The organism is Paraburkholderia hospita, assembly GCF_002902965.1.
GTDB lineage: Bacteria > Pseudomonadota > Gammaproteobacteria > Burkholderiales > Burkholderiaceae > Paraburkholderia > Paraburkholderia hospita.
This window is the reverse complement of the sequence record NZ_CP026107.1, coordinates 266183-282609: the sequence shown is the minus strand read 5'-3', so window position 1 is coordinate 282609 and position 16427 is coordinate 266183. Positions and strand designations below refer to the sequence as shown.

Sequence of the window (16427 nt, the reverse complement as noted above, 5' to 3'; positions counted from 1 at the left end):
CCTGGGTTGGACTTACTGCGTTTCACCACCGAGTCGTATGCCGAGGTAGATCGCCTGCGCGCCTGGAGCGAGGCGCTCGACCGGCTTGGCTTGCGCTGCGGCACGCCTCTCGCTGCCGGGCGCCCGTTGCATGGAACCATTACGTCGCGCAGGTCGACAAGTGGCTTTGAGCTGATCGCGCTGGCCGCATTCGCGCAAACCATCGAGTTCAAGGTCGACGGCGCCGACAGTCTCGTGATCGTGCTGCATCTCGACGGCGGCGTGACGCTCGTCGCCGACGGCGTGCGTGCGCGGGTTGCAACTGGCGATATTATTTACGCGTCGTCGCGCGAGGAAGCCCATCTGGCGTTCACATCCGACTTCCGCGCGTTCGCGATCCGCGTGCCCCGCTCCGCCATCAATGCACGCCTTCTTACGCCGTTCTCGCTGCGTGCCGGGCGTTTGCCAGGCGAGGCCGGCATCGGTCACGTGTTCTCCGGCTTTCTGCGCTCGATTGCTGAAAGCGTGGAGACGCTCACGCTCGACGAGTTGCGCCCCCTCGAACTCGCGCTCGCGGAATTCCTGGTCGCGAGTCTCGCCGCTCACGACAAGGAAGGCAGTTTCAGCGGACTCACGCCGTCTCAGGCCGCGATTTTCTCGCGAGTGTGTCGGACCATCGAGGGCAATCTCGCCGACCCCGATCTCGGGCTGACATCGATAGCCAAAGATGAGCGCGTCTCGCCGCGCTATCTGCAGAAGCTGTTCGAAGCGGTTGGACAGAATTTCTCGATCTACTTGCGCTCGCGCAGGCTGGAACGCTGCCGTGCGGAGTTGGTGAATCCGCTGTATGAAAAGGTTTCGATTGCCGATGTCTGTTTCCGCTGGGGTTTCAACGATCCCGCGTATTTCAGCCGGGTGTTCCGCGAGCAATATGGCGCGTCGCCGCGCACCTTTCGACATGAAGCGGGTCTCGAATTAGCGCGCCATCTGGTGCGGCGAATCTCGCGCGGCTTGCCTGTCAATGCCGGGAGTTTGATCGTACATGCGCAACTTGCCGAGCAGGGTGCGGCTCATGAAGTTGCAGATGAGGCCGACTCTGCCGAGCAGCTTGAAGCGCCTGCGGCACCAGCACAGCGGGAGTCCGGCAAGCCGCGTCATCATCTGCTGCGTGCAACGGCCAACACGATCCACTGGGGATACTTCAGTCACGATCTTAAGCCCGTGCTCGAAGTGAACAGTGGCGACACGGTAACCATCGAAACGCTCACGCAACACGCGGCGGACGACTGGGAGCGCATGGTGCAAGGCGATCCTGGCGCCGAAAGTGTGTTCCATTGGACTGCTGGGCGCAAGAACGTCAACCGCCGCGGCGCAGGGCCCATGGACGCGTCCATCTACGGACGTGGTGCGGGAGAAGGCATCGGCGTGCATATCTGCACAGGTCCGATCGCCGTGCGCGGCGCGGAACCGGGTGATGTGCTGGAAGTGCGTATCGTCGATATCCATCCGCGTGGTTGTGCCAATCCGAAATTCGCCGGCCGCGCGTTCGGCAGCAATGCCGCTGCGTGGTGGGGCTTTCACTATCGCGAGTTATTGACCGAGCCGAAACCGCGCGAGGTCGTCACCATCTATGAAATTGACGCCGCCGCCGCCACCGCCGGCGAAACCGCCTACGCTCGCGCGGTCTATAACTTCCGCTGGACACCTCAACGCGATCCCTTTGGCGTGATGCATCCGACGATCGATTATCCCGGCGTGCCGGTCGATCATTCGACGGTCGTCGAGAATCACGACATCCTGAAGAACGTCAAAATCCCGGTGCGCCCGCACTTCGGCGTGGTCACCGTCGCACCGCAGCAGGACGGTCTGATAGATTCGATTCCACCGTCCACCTTCGGCGGCAATCTCGACAACTGGCGCGTAACGCGCGGCGCGAGCGTCTTCCTGCCAATCGGGGTACCCGGCGCGCTGCTCTCCGTTGGCGACCCGCATGCATCGCAAGGAGACTCGGAACTGTGCGGCACTGCGATCGAGTGTTCTCTTACTGGTGACTTCCAACTCGTGCTTCATAAGAAAGATACGCTAAGCGACCAGCCGTTTGCAGACCTCACCTACCCACTGGTCGAAACCGCCGACGAATGGGTTCTTCACGGCTTCAGTTATCCAAACTATCTCGCCGAGTTTGGCACGAATGCGCAAAGCGCGGTGTATGAAAAATCGACCCTCGACCTCGCGATGCGCGACGCGTTCATCAAAACGCGGCGCTTCCTGATGACGACCAAAGGCCTGTCCGAAGATGAGGCGATCTCGCTGATCTCCGTCGCGGTCGACTTCGGCGTGACACAGGTGGTGGACGGCAACTGGGGTGTTCACGCGATCATCCGGAAGGCGCTGTTCAACTCGTGAAGTAGCGCGGGTCACCTTCGATGCGCGTGCAGACAAGAGTTTGTTCGCAACAAGCTCGATGCGGCTATTTTGGCATCCATAACATGGGTTCTGACGTAACCACCGGCGTACGCGCCGCTCGACAGGACTCTTTGGACCATGGATTCTCCCGCACATCGCGTGCTGCCCGGCCACGGGCGCTTTCCATATTTACCGATCAACGGTCGCCCTGTTTATCGCTGGCCTGACGGTTCGCGGCTCGCGGTCTATATCGGCTTCAACATCGAGCACTTTGCGTTCGGCGCAGGACTGGGGCCAACTATCGGTCCGGTGATGCCCGAACCCGATGTTCTGAATCACGCGTGGCGAGAGTACGCATTGCGTGTGGGCGCATGGCGCTGTCTCGATCTTTTCGATGAACTCGCGCTGCCGACCGCCGCCATCATCAACACGGCGCTCTACGATCACTGCCCGGAGCTGGTCGCCGCTTTCGCTCAGCGCGGCGATGAACTGGTCGCGCACGGTCATACGAATTCGGAACGGCAAGGAACGCTTACCGAAGACGACGAACGCGCGCTGATCACTGCATGCCGGGAGCGGATTGCGGCGGAGAGCGCGCAACAGCCAGCGGGCTGGTTGTCGCCGTGGCTCTCGGAAAGTCATGTCACCAGCGATCTGGTAGCCGAAGCGGGCTATCAGTACACGCTCAACTGGTGTCACGACGATCAGCCCACGCGCCTGCACACGCGCAACGGTCAGCCGCTGTGGGCGATTCCGTATCCGGAAGAAGTTAACGATATCCCGATGATCCTTGCACGCCAGATGGATGCGAAGTCGTTCGCCGATATGGTGATCGATCACTTCGAGGAAATGCTGCGGCAATCCGCGCGTCAGCCGCTGGTGATGGGCATTGCCTTGCATGCATACCTGATGGGTCAGCCACATCGTTTGTGTCACTTGCGGCGGGCACTCGAACATATTGCGCGCGCGCGCGACGAGGGCCTCGCCTGCATCACTACGCCGGGTTCGATCGCAAGCCACATGGACTTCCTCGGCCGTTAGATCACTTCATCCTCGCTTCGCTGTATCACCTCTTTCGCATTTATATCGTTCAACCTGAATAGGATTCGCCATGTTCACGTCAAAGGCAATCAAGCTGCTGCTATGTGCAGTCACCGGCCTCCTCCTCGCGCAAGGCGCGTCGGCGCAATCGTGCGAACCGTCCAAGGTGGCGCAGAAATACCCCTCGCTCGCAGGCAAGACGATCAAGATCGGCGTCGACCCAGAGTCGCCGCCGTACGCATTTCGTGACGGCAAGGATTTCAACAAGATCATCGGCGCCGATGCCGACATGGCCCGCGCCGTGTTCGCCTGCGCTGGCGTGAAGACCGAATTCTTCACCGCCGGCTGGCCTGGCTTGCTGCCCGCACTGCGTGCCGGACAGATCGATGTGATGTGGGACTTGTTGTACTACACGCCGGAGCGCGCAAAGGAGACAAGCTTCGTCACCTATATGCAGGCCGGTACGGGCGGTCTGGTCGCAGCCGGCAACCCCAAGAAGATCGATGACATCTCCAAGCTTTGCGGCCTGACGGTCACGGCAGGCATCGGCACTGTCGAACTGTCGATGGCGCAAGCGCAAGCCGCCAAATGCAAAGCGGAAAACAAGCCCGACGTAACCATCATGACATCCGCCGATATCGCGTCAGGCGCGCGCCTGGTTGCAAGCCATCGCGCCGACGTCATGATGTACGACCTGGCGCTCGTCGACGGACTCGCGAAACAGAACCCACAGCTCTACACGCGCGGCTTCATGGTGACGAGCGGCATGAAGATCGGCGTGGGCGTGAAGAAAGGCAACGCCGATATGATCGCCGCCGTATCCGATGGACTCAAGATCATGCAGGCCAATCAGACCCAGAAGAAGACCTTTCAGCAGTACGGCGTAGATCCGTCGCTGGAAACGCCGACCACGCTACTTACTCAATAAAGGCTGCCTGCCCGGCACACCACGTCGTGTGCCGGCAGCGTCATCGATCAGGTTCGGAAATGAAGGCATTGCGTATCAAACACAAGATCGTCGGCGCCCTCGGTATGGCGGCCATGTTCGTATTGCAGCCGGCGATGGCCGCCGGTCTCGATAGCGTTCAGATGCTCGACGGTTTCAAAGAGCTGGCAGGTTACGTCGGCTCGCCGTTCCTGCTCGGCGGCGCGTGGATCGCGGTGAAGATCACGCTGATAGCGATGTCGATCGGGCTGGTGCTCGGGCTCGGTCTTGCGCTGATGCGGCTGTCGCGGTTCAAGGCCCTGGACTCAGCGGCGTGGAGTTATATCTGGTTCGTGCGCGGCACGCCGCAGCTGCTGCAACTCGTATTCATCTTCGACGCGTTGCCGCTGATCGGTTTGCGTTTCGATGAAGTCACGACTGCGGTTATCGGCTTCGCCTTGAACGAAGCAGCGTTCAGCGCTGAGCTGTTTCGTGCCGGGATCCTGTCGGTAAACCGTTCGCAATCGACCGCGGCCGCCGCACTCGGCATGGGACCGTTGCTGACGTTGCGCCGCATTATCCTGCCGCAATCGATGCGCGCGGTGATCCCCGGTCTCGCCAACGACACCATCGGCATGTTGAAGCTGACGTCGATCGCGTCGGTGATCTTCGTCAACGAGCTCACGTTTCGCTCGCAACAGGTTGTCGGGCAGAACTTCAAGTTCTTTACCGTGTTCGGCGCGGCGGCGGTGATTTATCTGATCCTGACGAGCGGGATCTCATTGCTTCAGGTGTGGCTCGAACGCATCTTCGATCACGAGCGCGACCGAAAGCTCACGTTCTCGTGGTTCGGACTGCGCGCATCGACGAGTGATGTGAAACCTCTCGACGCGCCGATTGTTTTGCCCGTCGCCACCAAAGCGCCAGAGACGAACGATCACGCATGGATCGGCACCCTGCTGCCTGCCGAAAGCCGCACGTCACGGCGGTGCGATGAACCGTTTGTCGTGTGCAAGAACGTCTGGAAATCATATGGCAAACGCGAGATTTTGCGCGGCGTCGACCTGTCAATCGCGCATGGCGAAGTGGTCGTAATACTCGGCCCGAGCGGTTCCGGCAAAAGCACGCTGCTCAAGCTCATCAACCATCTCGAACCGCTTGACTGGGGAACGATCAAGGTCGATTCGCAGTATGTGGGCTATCGCGAAGTGCCGGGTGGCGGCGGCACGGTGCGGCCCCTGCACAATCTCGCACGCGCACGCGCCGAAGCACGCGTGGGCATGGTGTTCCAGCATTTCAATCTGTTTAGTCATTTGAGTTCGCTGGACAACATCGTTGAAGCACAGCGTCAGGTCTATGACGTGCCGCGCGCGGAGGCGGAAGCGCTCGGGCGCGAGCTGTTGAAGAGCGTGGGCCTGGCCGAACACGCGGATTTTCTGCCGCACCGGTTATCGGGCGGACAGCAACAGCGCGTGGCGATTGCACGTGCGCTCGCGATCAAGCCCAAGTTGATGCTCTTCGACGAACCTACTTCGGCGCTCGATCCAGAACTGGTCGGCGACGTGCTTGGCGTGATGCGCGGGCTTGCCGATGCCGGCATGACGATGATCGTGGTCACGCACGAAATCCGCTTTGCCCGCGATGTCGCTGACCGCGTCGTCTTCATGGATGGCGGCGAAGTGATCGAGCAAGGTACGCCGCAGCAGGTCATCGACAACCCGACTGAAGAGCGCACCCGAAAATTCCTTAACGTCGTTGCCAATTAAATATGAGGCTCAAGTGACGGACTTCGAAACTTTCAATCTTGGCCGCGTCGCGCTGCAATCCGGTGCGACGCTGCCTGACATGCGGCTCAGCTACAAGACCTATGGCCGGCTAAATGCAGCGCGAGACAACGCGATTGTCTATCCGACCTTCTATAGCGGCAGCCATGTCGACAATGAGTGGCTGATTGGCGAGCACATGGGGCTCGATCCGCGGGAGTATTTCATCATTGTGCCGAACATGTTTGGCAACGGCGTATCGAGTTCGCCGAGCAACTATCCGCCGCCGTATGATCGTGGCCGCTTCCCGCATGTGACGCTATACGACAACGTCGCGATGCAGTATCGCCTTGTGACCGAGAAGTTTGGCATCGAGTCTCTCAGGCTCGTCACCGGCTGGTCAATGGGCGCGATGCAGGCCTTCCATTGGGCCGCGATGTATCCGGAGATGGTCGAGCGCATTCTGCCGTTTTGCGGGGCGGCTCGGTGCTCGCGGCACAACTTTGTGTTTATCGAAGGGCTTAAGGCGCCATTGCTGTTGGACCCAGATTTCAGGAACGGTTTCTACGATGCACCGCCGACGCGTGGAATGCGCGCTGCTGCCCGTGTGTTTGCCGGCTGGGGATTTTCGCAGGCGTTTCTGCGTCAACGGCTCGACATGGAAGCGATGGGGTATGGGTCGCTCGAGGACTTTATTACTCAGTTCTGGGAGGGTGATTTCTTGAAGAAGGACGCCAACAATATTCTGTCGATGATGTGGAGCTGGCAGAACGGCGATATTTCCGCGAACTCACTTTACAAGGGAGATTTCGATCGGGCGTTGGGCAGTATCACTGCAAAGGCCATTGTGATGCCCGGGCGCACGGATCTGTATTTCCCGCCGGAAGATAGTGAATATGAGGTTTCGAAGATGCCTAATGCGCAGTTGCGGCCCATCGAGTCGGTGTGGGGACATTTTGCGGGCGGTCCTGCAGCCAATGCTGTCGATGTTAAGTTCATCGATAGTGCGGTGAGGGAGGTTCTGGCTATGTAGTGGTCGGACACTTTTCGCGTTTCGCCGGATAAAGCGCGGCTCACGCAACCCTCTTTAGATCGTGCCACGGCATGCCTGACATATCGCTTACGCCACGCAGTGCGCATCGACGCGCAAAGCTCAGCGGCGCGACAATATGCTGGTTAGAATATCTGGCAATCAGGCGCCGGCGCGTTGCTGCTTTGTTTCTTCCTTTGCAGCAATGCCGGCACGACACAAGGAGACAAGCAATGTGGTTTGTCGGAAAAAGCGAGCTTCTCGCGCTGATCGAACGCAACTGCCTCGAAGAGGTGATGCCGGCCTTCAGCGATCACCGCAGCCTGCGCAAGAACGCACTGATCTATCGCCCTGAGGAGCAAAGCGAGTACGTGTACCTGCTGAAGGTCGGTCACGTGCGGCTCTATCGGCTCACCGAGGAAGGCCAGGAAATCACGCTGTCATTTATCAAGGCCGGCATGATCTTCGGCGACGGCGACGTGCTGAACGAAGCGAGCTACTCACACTATGCGGAGACACTCGCCGCAAGCCGCATTTGCTATATCCGTAAGGCAGACTTCAAAGACCTGCTCAAGCGCTACCACGTGATCAACCAGTTCGTGTTGCGCAGCCATCACCAGCGCTGGCAGGAAGCGCAAAAGCTGATCGAGAATCTGTCGCTGCACGACGTGCGCAAGCGCCTCGTCAATATTCTCGCGATGTTCGCCAACCAGATCGGCGCACCGTTCGTGCATGGCGGCGCGAGCGGCGCGGTGCTGATAGACCTGTCGATCGCGCAGGACAAGTTGGCGGAATTTATCGGCACGTCGCGCGAATCGGTGAACCGCCACTTCAGCGATCTGAAAGCCGAAGGCCTCGTCGATACACACGAACGCAAGGTCGTGCTGACACCCGCGTTCGTCGCGCAATTTCTGCCGGGGATGCCAGCGGCGCTCGCCGCCGCGGGCACCGCGCAGCCTGTAGCCAGCAGCGTGCAGCCGGCCCATCATGCGTACAAGGCGCCGGTGGTGCGTGCTTAGTGCGTGCTTAGTGCGTGCTTAGTGCGCGTCTGACAGCGCGGCCTTGACCGTCGCCACGCCGCTTTGCGGGCTGGACAGGACCGGCACGCGCGTCTGGCCGAGCGACGGCACAAGCCGCGCCATCGACACCTGCGCGAGCACCACCACGTCCACTTCGTCGGCAAGTGCGACGATGGTGTGCTTGAGCACTTCGTCGTGACGCGCTGCGTCGCCGGCCAGGAGCGCGGCGAACGCTTCTTCGGCGACGCGCTCGACCACACTGATCTCGCGGCCCGCTTCGGCGGCTTTCTTGCGGATCAGCCGCACGGTCGGCTCAAGTGTGGTTTTCACGGTGGCCACCACACCGATCCGCGTGCCGAGCCGGCTCGCTTCCTGCGCCATGGTTTCGTCAATCTTGATGATCGGCGTACGGATCATGCCGCGCAACGTATCGACCGCTTCGCCGACCGACGAGCACGCGTTCAGGATAAAGTCCGCGCCCATCGACTGCGCGTTCGACATATACGAGTACAGCCGGCCCGTGACTTCGGGCGTCAGGTGTCCGGCGCTGCGTACGTCGTTCAGCAGGCTGTCGTCGACAATATTGATCATCCGCACATCCGGCAGTTGCGCGGCGAATTGATCCTTGAGCGGCTGAACCGTCACCGGACCGGTATGCACTACGACTATCGTGGCCATCTAGATTGAAGCTCCGTGTTGAATAAAACAGACCGTTGCGGCGGGACTTTATGCGGTTGCCGCCGCCATTACTCGCTCCTGGGTTGCGTCTGCGCGCTCGAACGTACCGTTCAGCCGCCCTTCGCGCACCACCAGAATGCGATCGCTGATCGCCAGCACTTCCTGCAGGTCCGACGAGATCGCGATGATCGCAATGCCCTGCGCGGCAAGCCGCCCGAGCAGCGCATGCACTTCCGCTTTCGCGCCGATATCGATACCGCGGGTCGGCTCGTCGACGATCAGCACGCGCGGATTGCGTGCAACCCACTTCGCGAGCACAACTTTCTGCTGATTGCCGCCGCTCAGGTTGATCACTTTCTGTTCGATGGTTGGCGTTTTGACGCCAAGCGTGCGTACGAATTCGCGGCAGCGTTCGTCTTCGGCCATGCGTCGCACGAACTGAAACGGCGAGTAGGTTTCGAGGTGCGTCAGGCTGAAATTCTCGCGCACGCTCATGCCGGCTACCAGGCCCTGCCCCTTGCGGTCTTCGGTGACGAAGCCGATGCCGTTGGCGATCGCATCGTGCGGACTGTCGATCGCCACGCGTTTGCCGGCAATCAGCACGTCGCCGCTCTTCGGCCGCATCCCGAAGATCATCTCCATGATCTCGGTGCGCCCCGAGCCGACCAGCCCCGCAATACCGAGAATCTCGCCGCGATGCACAGTGAAGCTGATGTCGCGAATGCGCGCCGGCACGCTGTTGTGTGCGCGAAGCTCCAGATTGCGCACTTCGAGCACGACCTCGCGTGTCGCATGCGACGCGGACACCGCATACAGTTCGTTCAGGTCGCGATCGACCATCTTGCGCACCAGCCACTCGCGGGTAACCTCCGTCATCGGCGCACTGCCGACGGTTGCGCCGTCGCGCAGCACCGTTACGCGGTCAGCCAGTTCGAACAGCTCTTCGAGCCGATGCGAAATATAGACAATGCCGATGTTCTGCATCCGCAGCCGCTTGATCAGGTCTAGCAGAATGCGCGTTTCGTGATGGCTCAACGACGCAGTCGGCTCGTCCATGATGATGATCTTCGAATCGCATGAGATCGCCTTCGCGATTTCGACCATCTGTTTCTGCCCGACGCTCAGGCGGCTCACCTGTTCGCGCGGATCGACGCGCATGCCGATCGTTTCGAGCAGGGTACGCGCCGCGTCGTTCATCCGCGCACGGTCGATCATGCCGAAACGCGTCAGCGGCTCCCGCGCGAGAAAGATGTTCTCGGCGATGCTCAGGTTTTCGACGACCGACAGTTCCTGATAAATGATGCCGATGCCCAACGCGCGCGCATGATTACCGTCGCGCAATGTCACCGGCTCGCCTTCGATGCGGATTTCGCCTCCGGCATCAGGTTCGAGCACGCCGGTGAGAATCTTCATCAACGTGCTCTTGCCCGCGCCGTTTTCACCCGCCAGCGCCAGCACTTCGCCGCGCGCGATCTCAAGCGTTACGCGGTTCAACGCGCGCACACCGGGAAACGTCTTCGAGATGTCGCGAACTTCGAGAAACGGCGTCATCGGCGGTCCTTGGCTGGTTGCATGGCGGGTTGTGCTTGCCGCGTGATCAGCTCGCGCGGCTACCTGGCGCAGTTCCTTGGTGCGGTTACTTGGTATAGCTGCCGAGATTGTTCTTTGTCACCACGGTCACGCCGGTGTCGATATCGCTCGCTTGCTTCTCGCTGCCCTGGATCTGCGAAACCAGATGCTCGACAGCCAGCTTGCCCATCGTCACGGGGCGCTGCACCATGATCGCCTGGATCGAGCCATCGCGGACGCCCTTCACGGTGTCAGGCAGATCGTCGAACGCGATCACTTCGAGCTTCCCCTTCATCGCGCCGAACTCTTTGGTGTTCAACACCTTTGCAACCGCCGGCCCGCCGACCTGGCTGACACCGAAGATGCCCTTCAATTGCGGATGCGCACGCAGCGTCGTCTCGACCACGGAAACGCCGCGCGCCAGATCGTCGTCAGTGCCCTGCGTTTCGACGACCTTGATACCCGGATATTTGGCGAGGCCCTTCTTGATGCCAGCGATGCGTTCGTTCAGATTCACCGCGCCCAGTTGCCCGGTGACGATCGCGACATCGCCCTGACCGTTCAATGCCTTGCCCATCGTCTCGGCCATCGTCTCGCCAGCCGATTCGTTGCTGGTGCCGATATACATCGAGCGGCCGCTATTAGGCGAATCCGAATCGTAGGTCAGCACCTTGATGCCGCTCTTTTCCGCGCGCTTCATCACGCTTTCGACCGACTTCGGCTCGTTCACCGAGATCGCAATACCGTCGACGTGCTTCGAAATCAGGTCTTCGATGATCTGCACCTGCGTCGAACCCTGGGTGTTCTGCGGCACCACCCATTGGTAATTGACCGAGAGCTTGTCCGCAGCAGTTTTCGCGCCGTTATTGCAATCGTCGAAGAACGGCACGGCGACTTTCGGAATCACCGCGACGGAAATGTCCTTCGCGTCTTTCGCGTGAGCGGTACCGGCCGGGAGCGCACAGAGTGCCGCTACGGCCGACACCGCGAGCAATGCGCTCAGGCTGCGCGTACGGGCCGCGAGAGTCAGGGTTCGTTGCATGATGTCGTCTCCAGAATGCGTCGGTTTTTAGGAATTTGAGAAAGTCACAAGACAGCCTGGCGCATGCGCCAGACCTCGCCTGCGGCCTTAGCGCCCTTTAGAGCGCAGCCGCCAGATATCGATGCTTACCGCAATCAGGATCACGCAGCCGGTGATGGTTTGCTGCGCATAGGTGTCGATATTGAGCAGCACCACGCCATTGGTGATGATGCCGGCCAGCGCCGCGCCGATAATCGCGCCTTCGACGCTGCCTACACCACCCGACAGGCTCGCGCCGCCGATCGCGGCGGCCGCGATCACGTCGAGTTCCGCGCCGAAGCCCGCGGCCGGCTCGGCCGAAACGAATCGCGAAAACGCGAGCACGCCTGCCAGCGCCGCTATCGCGCCAGACAGCGCATAGACGGTGAATTTCACGCGCGCTGTGCGTACGCCGCTCAGCCGGGCGGCAGTTTCGTTACCGCCCGTCGCATACACATGACGGCCGAAGCGCGTGCGCCGCATCACGATCGAAAAACACACCGCAAGCACCGCCATCACTACGACCGGGAACGGGATAAAGCCGAGATAGCCTTGACCGAGGAACGTAAAGCTCTCAGGGACATCCGGCGTGAGCGGGACCCCTTTAGTGATGATGTACATCAGGCCGCGACCGATCGACAGCGTGCCGAGCGTCGCGATAAACGGCGGTAACTGGACACGCGTGACAAGAAAGCCATTGAACGCGCCGACTACAACGCCAGTTGCGAGTCCCGCCGCAACGGCAACCATTGCGCCGAGACCGTGCTGGAACGACAGCGCGGTCACCAGCGACGACAGTCCCATCACCGAGCCGACCGACAGATCGATGCCGCCGGTAATGATCACCAGCATCATCCCGACTGCCATGATCGCCGTCAGCGAAAACGAGCGGAACACGCCCATCAGATTGTTGGTCGTCAGGAAGTATGGCGAGAATAGACTGATCAGTGCGCCGACCAGAATCAACACTGCGAAGATGTTGAATTCGCGCACCCTGACGCAAGCGCGCAGCAGCGCGAGCGGCATCGGCAAAGCGGGCACGTCGGTTTTCGAAGAAAGGGCTCTCAACGGATAGTCTCCTCGGTGTCGCGCACGGACATCGCAGCGGGCCCACTACAATGTGAGCGCTCGACATCGTGGACGATCATAGGTTGAGAGCGCGCCGCAAAACTGTGACGGGCGTCATACAAACCTATTGGGGTTGTCCCGGGATCCGTGATTGCTGCAGTGCGATTGACGTGTGACTGCAATGCGCGTGCAATCTGGCTGCAAGACAGGAACAGGCGAAAGAACCGCCGAAAAGTGCTGTGACAACCCGCAAATCGCGCATCGAACCCGCACGGCGATGCCGACTATGACGTCCGTCACAGAAACGTGCCCCACAAATTCATTAAGCTATCGGCAAGGTCCGCCGGCTAGACACGCGACACACATCCGGCCCCTCTGACATTCTTTCAAGGAGCAAACCGCATGACGAAGCGAGTGATTGTGACCGGCGGCAGCGGACTCGCCGGTAAATGGGTAGTCGAGAATCTGGTTGAGCACGGCTATGAAGTGCTAAACCTCGACCGCGTGCCGATGCCCAAGCGCACCGCGCGCACGCTGATCACCGATATCACCGATGCAGGCCAGGTGTTCAACGCGCTCGCGGCGAGCACCGCGCCGACCGAATTCGTGCCCGACCTCGAGCCGAAGCCGATCGATGCGATCGTCCATTTCGCGGCAATTCCGCGCATCATGGTCACCACCGACAACGAGGTGTTCCGCATCAACGTGATGGGCACCTACAATATTCTGGATGCTGCGTCGAAGCTTGGCATCCGCAAGGTGATCGTTGCATCGAGCGAAACCACTTATGGCGTGGTGTTCGCTCACCGGCACCGCAATCCGCAGTACTTCCCGCTCGACGAGCAGTATCCGGTCGACCCAATGGATAGTTACGCGACGTCGAAGGTCATCAACGAGGTGACCGCGAAGGCGTTTCATGCACGCACCGGCGCCGACCTGTACTGCTTCCGGATCGGCAACGTGCTGGATCCGGAAGACTATGCGAAGTTCACGCAGTGGAATAAGGACCCGTCGCTGCGCAAGCGCATCGCATGGAGTTATATTGACGGCCGCGATCTCGCTGAAGCGGCGCGCCTTGGTATAGAGAAAGACGGCCTCGGCTTCGAGGTGATAAATATCGCCGCCGACGACGTATCTTCCGATCTGCCGACCGCGGAACTTTTGAAGCGGTTCTATCCGGAAGTGCCGGTGAAGAAGCAGCTCGGTGAGTTCGAGACGCTGCTGAGTAACGAGAAGCTCAAGCGCCTGCTCGGCTGGAAGCAGAAGTACTACTGGCGCGATCAGGCGAAGTAAGAGCCACGTCAATTCACTTATCTCAGCTGCTTCACCCGCTTCGCAGCTAGATTGTTTCTGCCGCGCGCGCCGTGAAATTTTGCGGCGCACGCCCACGCTGCGGAGCATCGAGCCAGTTGCAAACGTCTATCGCAGAGGTCCGCAACGGGTTGTGTCGCGATGTGATGCGGCAGCGAAGTGGCTAAGCGTTGCGACGCTACCCAAATACCGAGGTAATCAAGACTCCTTATGGACTGGGATTGAATAGTGAATTGCGCGGCGAATTCCAATCGTGCTCTTCGCCGCGCGTATGAGATGTCGCTGTGAGAAGGGATTCTCGGGGCGTCGACGCTATAGTGTGTCGCGCGTTGCCCGGCGGAATCGCCCGGCCGTTAAAGACGCGCTTTAAAATTTCTCGCGCATGCCGATCCGCACCAGCGCCTGGCGATTTGAACTGGACGGCGTGACTGTGTTGATCGCCGCGACTGCCGGTTTTCCCAGCGAATTGGTGCCGTTCGCGAGCTCATAAGCGGCGCTCGCGTAGACGTCGAAGCGTTTCGACAGGAAGTAGTCGGCAATCATGCTGAACTGGCTATAGTGCTGCGCGCCATGCCCACCGACGCCCGCACCGTTGGTGAACTGGTATGCACCCGCCAGCATCAATGCCGGCGACACAAAGTAGCGGCCGTTGAGTTCGAACGTATTGAACGCCGCGGTGCCGTCGCGGAAATGCATCGGGTTCGGGCCGCCGTCCGAACCGAGTCCATTGAAGCGGTAGTTGGTGTAGTTCACGTTCACAGCCGCATCGCCGACGTCATAACCGGCGCCGATGCCCGTGATCTTCAATGAATTGGCCGATGCATAGCCGCTGAAGACCGGCGCCGAGAACAGCAGCACGCCAAGCGTGGTCGGAGTGCCGTCCCACATCGTCGTGTTCGGACGATTGTAGTTGCCGTATGCGGCGGCGGCCTTGAACGGGCCGTGCGCGTACCGTACGCCGACGCTGTAGGTGCTGTTCGTCGAGATCGAACCTGGCTGGCCGCCGAGGCTGCCCATCACGGTGGCCGCGAAACCGGCGAGGTCCGGCGTCGTGTACGACACGGAGTTGTTGATCCGGTAGGAACCGACCAGATCGTCGACGTCGCCGGGGTGGCCAGTCACCGAGCCGATCGTCGATTGCGCGCTGCCGAACGGTCCGACGTAGTTCGTGATCGAGTCGTACATGCGGCCCGCCTTAAGCGTACCGAACCGGTCGCTCGCCAGGCCCACAAACGCCTGGCGGCCGAACAGCCGGCTGTTCTGCGACAACGTGCCATTGTTGGGATTAAAGCCGTTTTCGAGCGTGAAGATGGCCCTCAACCCGCCGCCGAGATCTTCGCTGCCTTGTAGACCCCAACGGCTCAGCGCCGGGCCTCCGTCCAGCATCTGCACATTTTGCTTGCCGCCCTGATTGCTCGTCACGCTCAATGTCGTATCGACAATGCCGTACAGCGTGACCGAACTCTGTGCGGCACACACGGCGGGAATGCCGAACGCGGCGACGCCGCACATGATGATCGATTTCATTGGATAGTCTCCAGTCTGATTGTTGTTGCGCTGCGTTTTCAAATAGGTCGAGAGCGCGGGATGAGAAAGTCGTTGCGGCGAGAAGTGCAATGCGAGAAGCGAGAAATACGGACGGCCGTCTCCGGCGCTCGTCGTAAGCGTTGCGCCGGCCTGGCGTTAGCGCCCGGCGCCGCCAAACGGCCCATACACCTCGCGCGGATTCGTCACCAGAATCTGCTTGAGCGTGTCGGCGTCGTCGATCCATTCGCTGAGCAGATCGACGAGGTCGCCGTCGTTGGGCATGCCTCGGCCGCTCATGTTGACGTGCGGCCAGTCGCTGCCCCACAGCAGGCGATGCGGTGCATGCGCAACCAGCGCGCGGGCGAGCGGCGTGACCGGTGCGTACGGATAATCGCCGGGCGTGCAGCGCATGGGGCCGGACAGCTTGACCCAGATGCGGCCGGTGTCGATCATCTTCAGCAACGCCTTGAACGCGGGCTGGTCGACGCCGCCGTCAGCCGGAATGCAGGCGAAGTGATCGAGCACGACGGGCACGGGCAGATCGTGCAGCGCCTGCGATTTCTCCAGCAGATCGTCGGGGCCCGGATAGAACTGCACGTGCCAGCCGAACTCCGCGATCAGCGCGGCGATGCGCGGCGACAGCCGCGGCAGTGCGCCTTTGTGACTGGTGCCGACGAAACGGGCACCCCGCACGCCGAGCCGGTCGAGCCGTTCGACATGTGCGGCATCGGCGTCGTCCGGCAGCAGCGCGACGCCCCGAAAGCGCTCACCGAAACGTTCCAGCACGTGTTCGAGGTGCTGGCTGTTCTGGCCGTAGCCGCCGCCGCTCACGACTACCGCACCGGCGAGGCCAAGGGTGTCCTGCTGAGCGATCTGCGTTTCCGGCAGCGCGTCGGCGGCGATGTACTTGCTGTCCGGATGAAACGGATATTGCGCCGCGGGGCCGAACAGATGAATGTGCGTATCGATCGAGCCGGGCGGCAGCCGCAGCCTCGGTGTCTTTGGATGCGGGTCGGGCGGTTGGGTCAGTGACGGCGGCATGTTCGCGGCT

The 16427-nt window shown here is 60.8% G+C and carries 13 protein-coding genes; 7 read left to right on the top strand and 6 right to left on the bottom strand.

Annotated elements, in window-relative coordinates; translation table 11 throughout:
• Positions 1-6 precede the first annotated feature (6 nt).
• From C2L64_RS34450 to C2L64_RS34425, 6 genes are all read left to right on the top strand, one after another.
• The gene (locus C2L64_RS34450; protein ID WP_007584474.1) at positions 7-2385 is read left to right on the top strand and encodes an acetamidase/formamidase family protein; all 2379 of its coding nucleotides are present in this window, start codon (positions 7-9) and stop codon (positions 2383-2385) included.
• A 138-nt stretch (positions 2386-2523) separates the two neighbouring features.
• Positions 2524-3426 (top strand): polysaccharide deacetylase family protein, encoded by a 903-nt coding sequence (locus C2L64_RS34445; protein WP_007584471.1) that lies wholly within the window; start codon positions 2524-2526, stop codon positions 3424-3426.
• A 70-nt stretch (positions 3427-3496) separates the two neighbouring features.
• The gene (locus C2L64_RS34440; protein WP_007584470.1) at positions 3497-4354 is read left to right on the top strand and encodes an ABC transporter substrate-binding protein; all 858 of its coding nucleotides are present in this window, start codon (positions 3497-3499) and stop codon (positions 4352-4354) included.
• A gap of 59 nt (positions 4355-4413) precedes the next feature.
• Entirely contained in the window at positions 4414-6117 is a 1704-nt protein-coding gene (locus C2L64_RS55915; protein WP_007584468.1) for an amino acid ABC transporter permease/ATP-binding protein, read from the top strand.
• A 13-nt stretch (positions 6118-6130) separates the two neighbouring features.
• Complete coding sequence (locus tag C2L64_RS34430; RefSeq protein ID WP_007584466.1) at positions 6131-7147, top strand: alpha/beta fold hydrolase; 1017 nt, start codon at positions 6131-6133, stop codon at positions 7145-7147.
• Between the two features lie 230 nt (positions 7148-7377).
• A complete protein-coding gene (locus C2L64_RS34425) occupies positions 7378-8163 on the top strand; it encodes a Crp/Fnr family transcriptional regulator (protein ID WP_007584464.1) in 786 nt (261 codons plus the stop codon).
• 18 nt (positions 8164-8181) lie between these two features.
• Here C2L64_RS34425 and C2L64_RS34420 read toward each other — a convergent pair whose 3' ends face one another.
• From C2L64_RS34420 to C2L64_RS34405, 4 genes are all read right to left on the bottom strand, one after another.
• Positions 8182-8841, bottom strand: a complete 660-nt coding sequence (locus tag C2L64_RS34420; protein ID WP_007584463.1) for an aspartate/glutamate racemase family protein — start codon at positions 8839-8841, stop codon at positions 8182-8184.
• A 48-nt stretch (positions 8842-8889) separates the two neighbouring features.
• Entirely contained in the window at positions 8890-10392 is a 1503-nt protein-coding gene (locus C2L64_RS34415) for a sugar ABC transporter ATP-binding protein (RefSeq protein WP_007584462.1), read from the bottom strand.
• Between the two features lie 85 nt (positions 10393-10477).
• Positions 10478-11452 carry a sugar-binding protein gene (locus tag C2L64_RS34410; RefSeq protein ID WP_007584461.1) on the bottom strand — a complete coding sequence of 325 codons (975 nt, stop codon included), beginning with the start codon at positions 11450-11452 and terminating at the stop codon, positions 10478-10480.
• An 87-nt stretch (positions 11453-11539) separates the two neighbouring features.
• Entirely contained in the window at positions 11540-12496 is a 957-nt protein-coding gene (locus C2L64_RS34405; RefSeq protein ID WP_007584460.1) for an ABC transporter permease, read from the bottom strand.
• 444 nt (positions 12497-12940) lie between these two features.
• Here C2L64_RS34405 and C2L64_RS34400 point away from each other — a divergent pair, with 444 nt between their 5' ends.
• Positions 12941-13831 (top strand): NAD-dependent epimerase/dehydratase family protein, encoded by an 891-nt coding sequence (locus C2L64_RS34400; RefSeq protein ID WP_007584459.1) that lies wholly within the window; start codon positions 12941-12943, stop codon positions 13829-13831.
• 384 nt (positions 13832-14215) lie between these two features.
• Here the strand turns inward: C2L64_RS34400 and C2L64_RS34395 are convergent, their stop codons facing one another.
• A complete protein-coding gene (locus C2L64_RS34395; RefSeq protein WP_007584458.1) occupies positions 14216-15376 on the bottom strand; it encodes a porin in 1161 nt (386 codons plus the stop codon).
• 156 nt (positions 15377-15532) lie between these two features.
• Positions 15533-16417 (bottom strand): amidohydrolase family protein, encoded by an 885-nt coding sequence (locus C2L64_RS34390; protein ID WP_007584457.1) that lies wholly within the window; start codon positions 16415-16417, stop codon positions 15533-15535.
• Positions 16418-16427 lie beyond the last annotated feature (10 nt).

What these genes read in the sequence shown, in the direction of transcription:
- C2L64_RS34445 (WP_007584471.1), top strand. Translation starts at nt 2,524, where the DNA reads ATGGATTCTCCCGCACATCGCGTGCTGCCCGGCCACGGGCGCTTTCCA.
- C2L64_RS34425 (WP_007584464.1), top strand. Translation starts at nt 7,378, where the DNA reads ATGTGGTTTGTCGGAAAAAGCGAGCTTCTCGCGCTGATCGAACGCAAC.
- C2L64_RS34440 (WP_007584470.1), top strand. Translation starts at nt 3,497, where the DNA reads ATGTTCACGTCAAAGGCAATCAAGCTGCTGCTATGTGCAGTCACCGGC.
- C2L64_RS34395 (WP_007584458.1), bottom strand. Translation starts at nt 15,376, where the DNA reads ATGAAATCGATCATCATGTGCGGCGTCGCCGCGTTCGGCATTCCCGCC.
- C2L64_RS34410 (WP_007584461.1), bottom strand. Translation starts at nt 11,452, where the DNA reads ATGCAACGAACCCTGACTCTCGCGGCCCGTACGCGCAGCCTGAGCGCA.
- C2L64_RS34415 (WP_007584462.1), bottom strand. Translation starts at nt 10,392, where the DNA reads ATGACGCCGTTTCTCGAAGTTCGCGACATCTCGAAGACGTTTCCCGGT.
- C2L64_RS34420 (WP_007584463.1), bottom strand. Translation starts at nt 8,841, where the DNA reads ATGGCCACGATAGTCGTAGTGCATACCGGTCCGGTGACGGTTCAGCCG.
- C2L64_RS55915 (WP_007584468.1), top strand. Translation starts at nt 4,414, where the DNA reads ATGAAGGCATTGCGTATCAAACACAAGATCGTCGGCGCCCTCGGTATG.
- C2L64_RS34400 (WP_007584459.1), top strand. Translation starts at nt 12,941, where the DNA reads ATGACGAAGCGAGTGATTGTGACCGGCGGCAGCGGACTCGCCGGTAAA.
- C2L64_RS34405 (WP_007584460.1), bottom strand. Translation starts at nt 12,496, where the DNA reads ATGCCGCTCGCGCTGCTGCGCGCTTGCGTCAGGGTGCGCGAATTCAAC.
- C2L64_RS34390 (WP_007584457.1), bottom strand. Translation starts at nt 16,417, where the DNA reads ATGCCGCCGTCACTGACCCAACCGCCCGACCCGCATCCAAAGACACCG.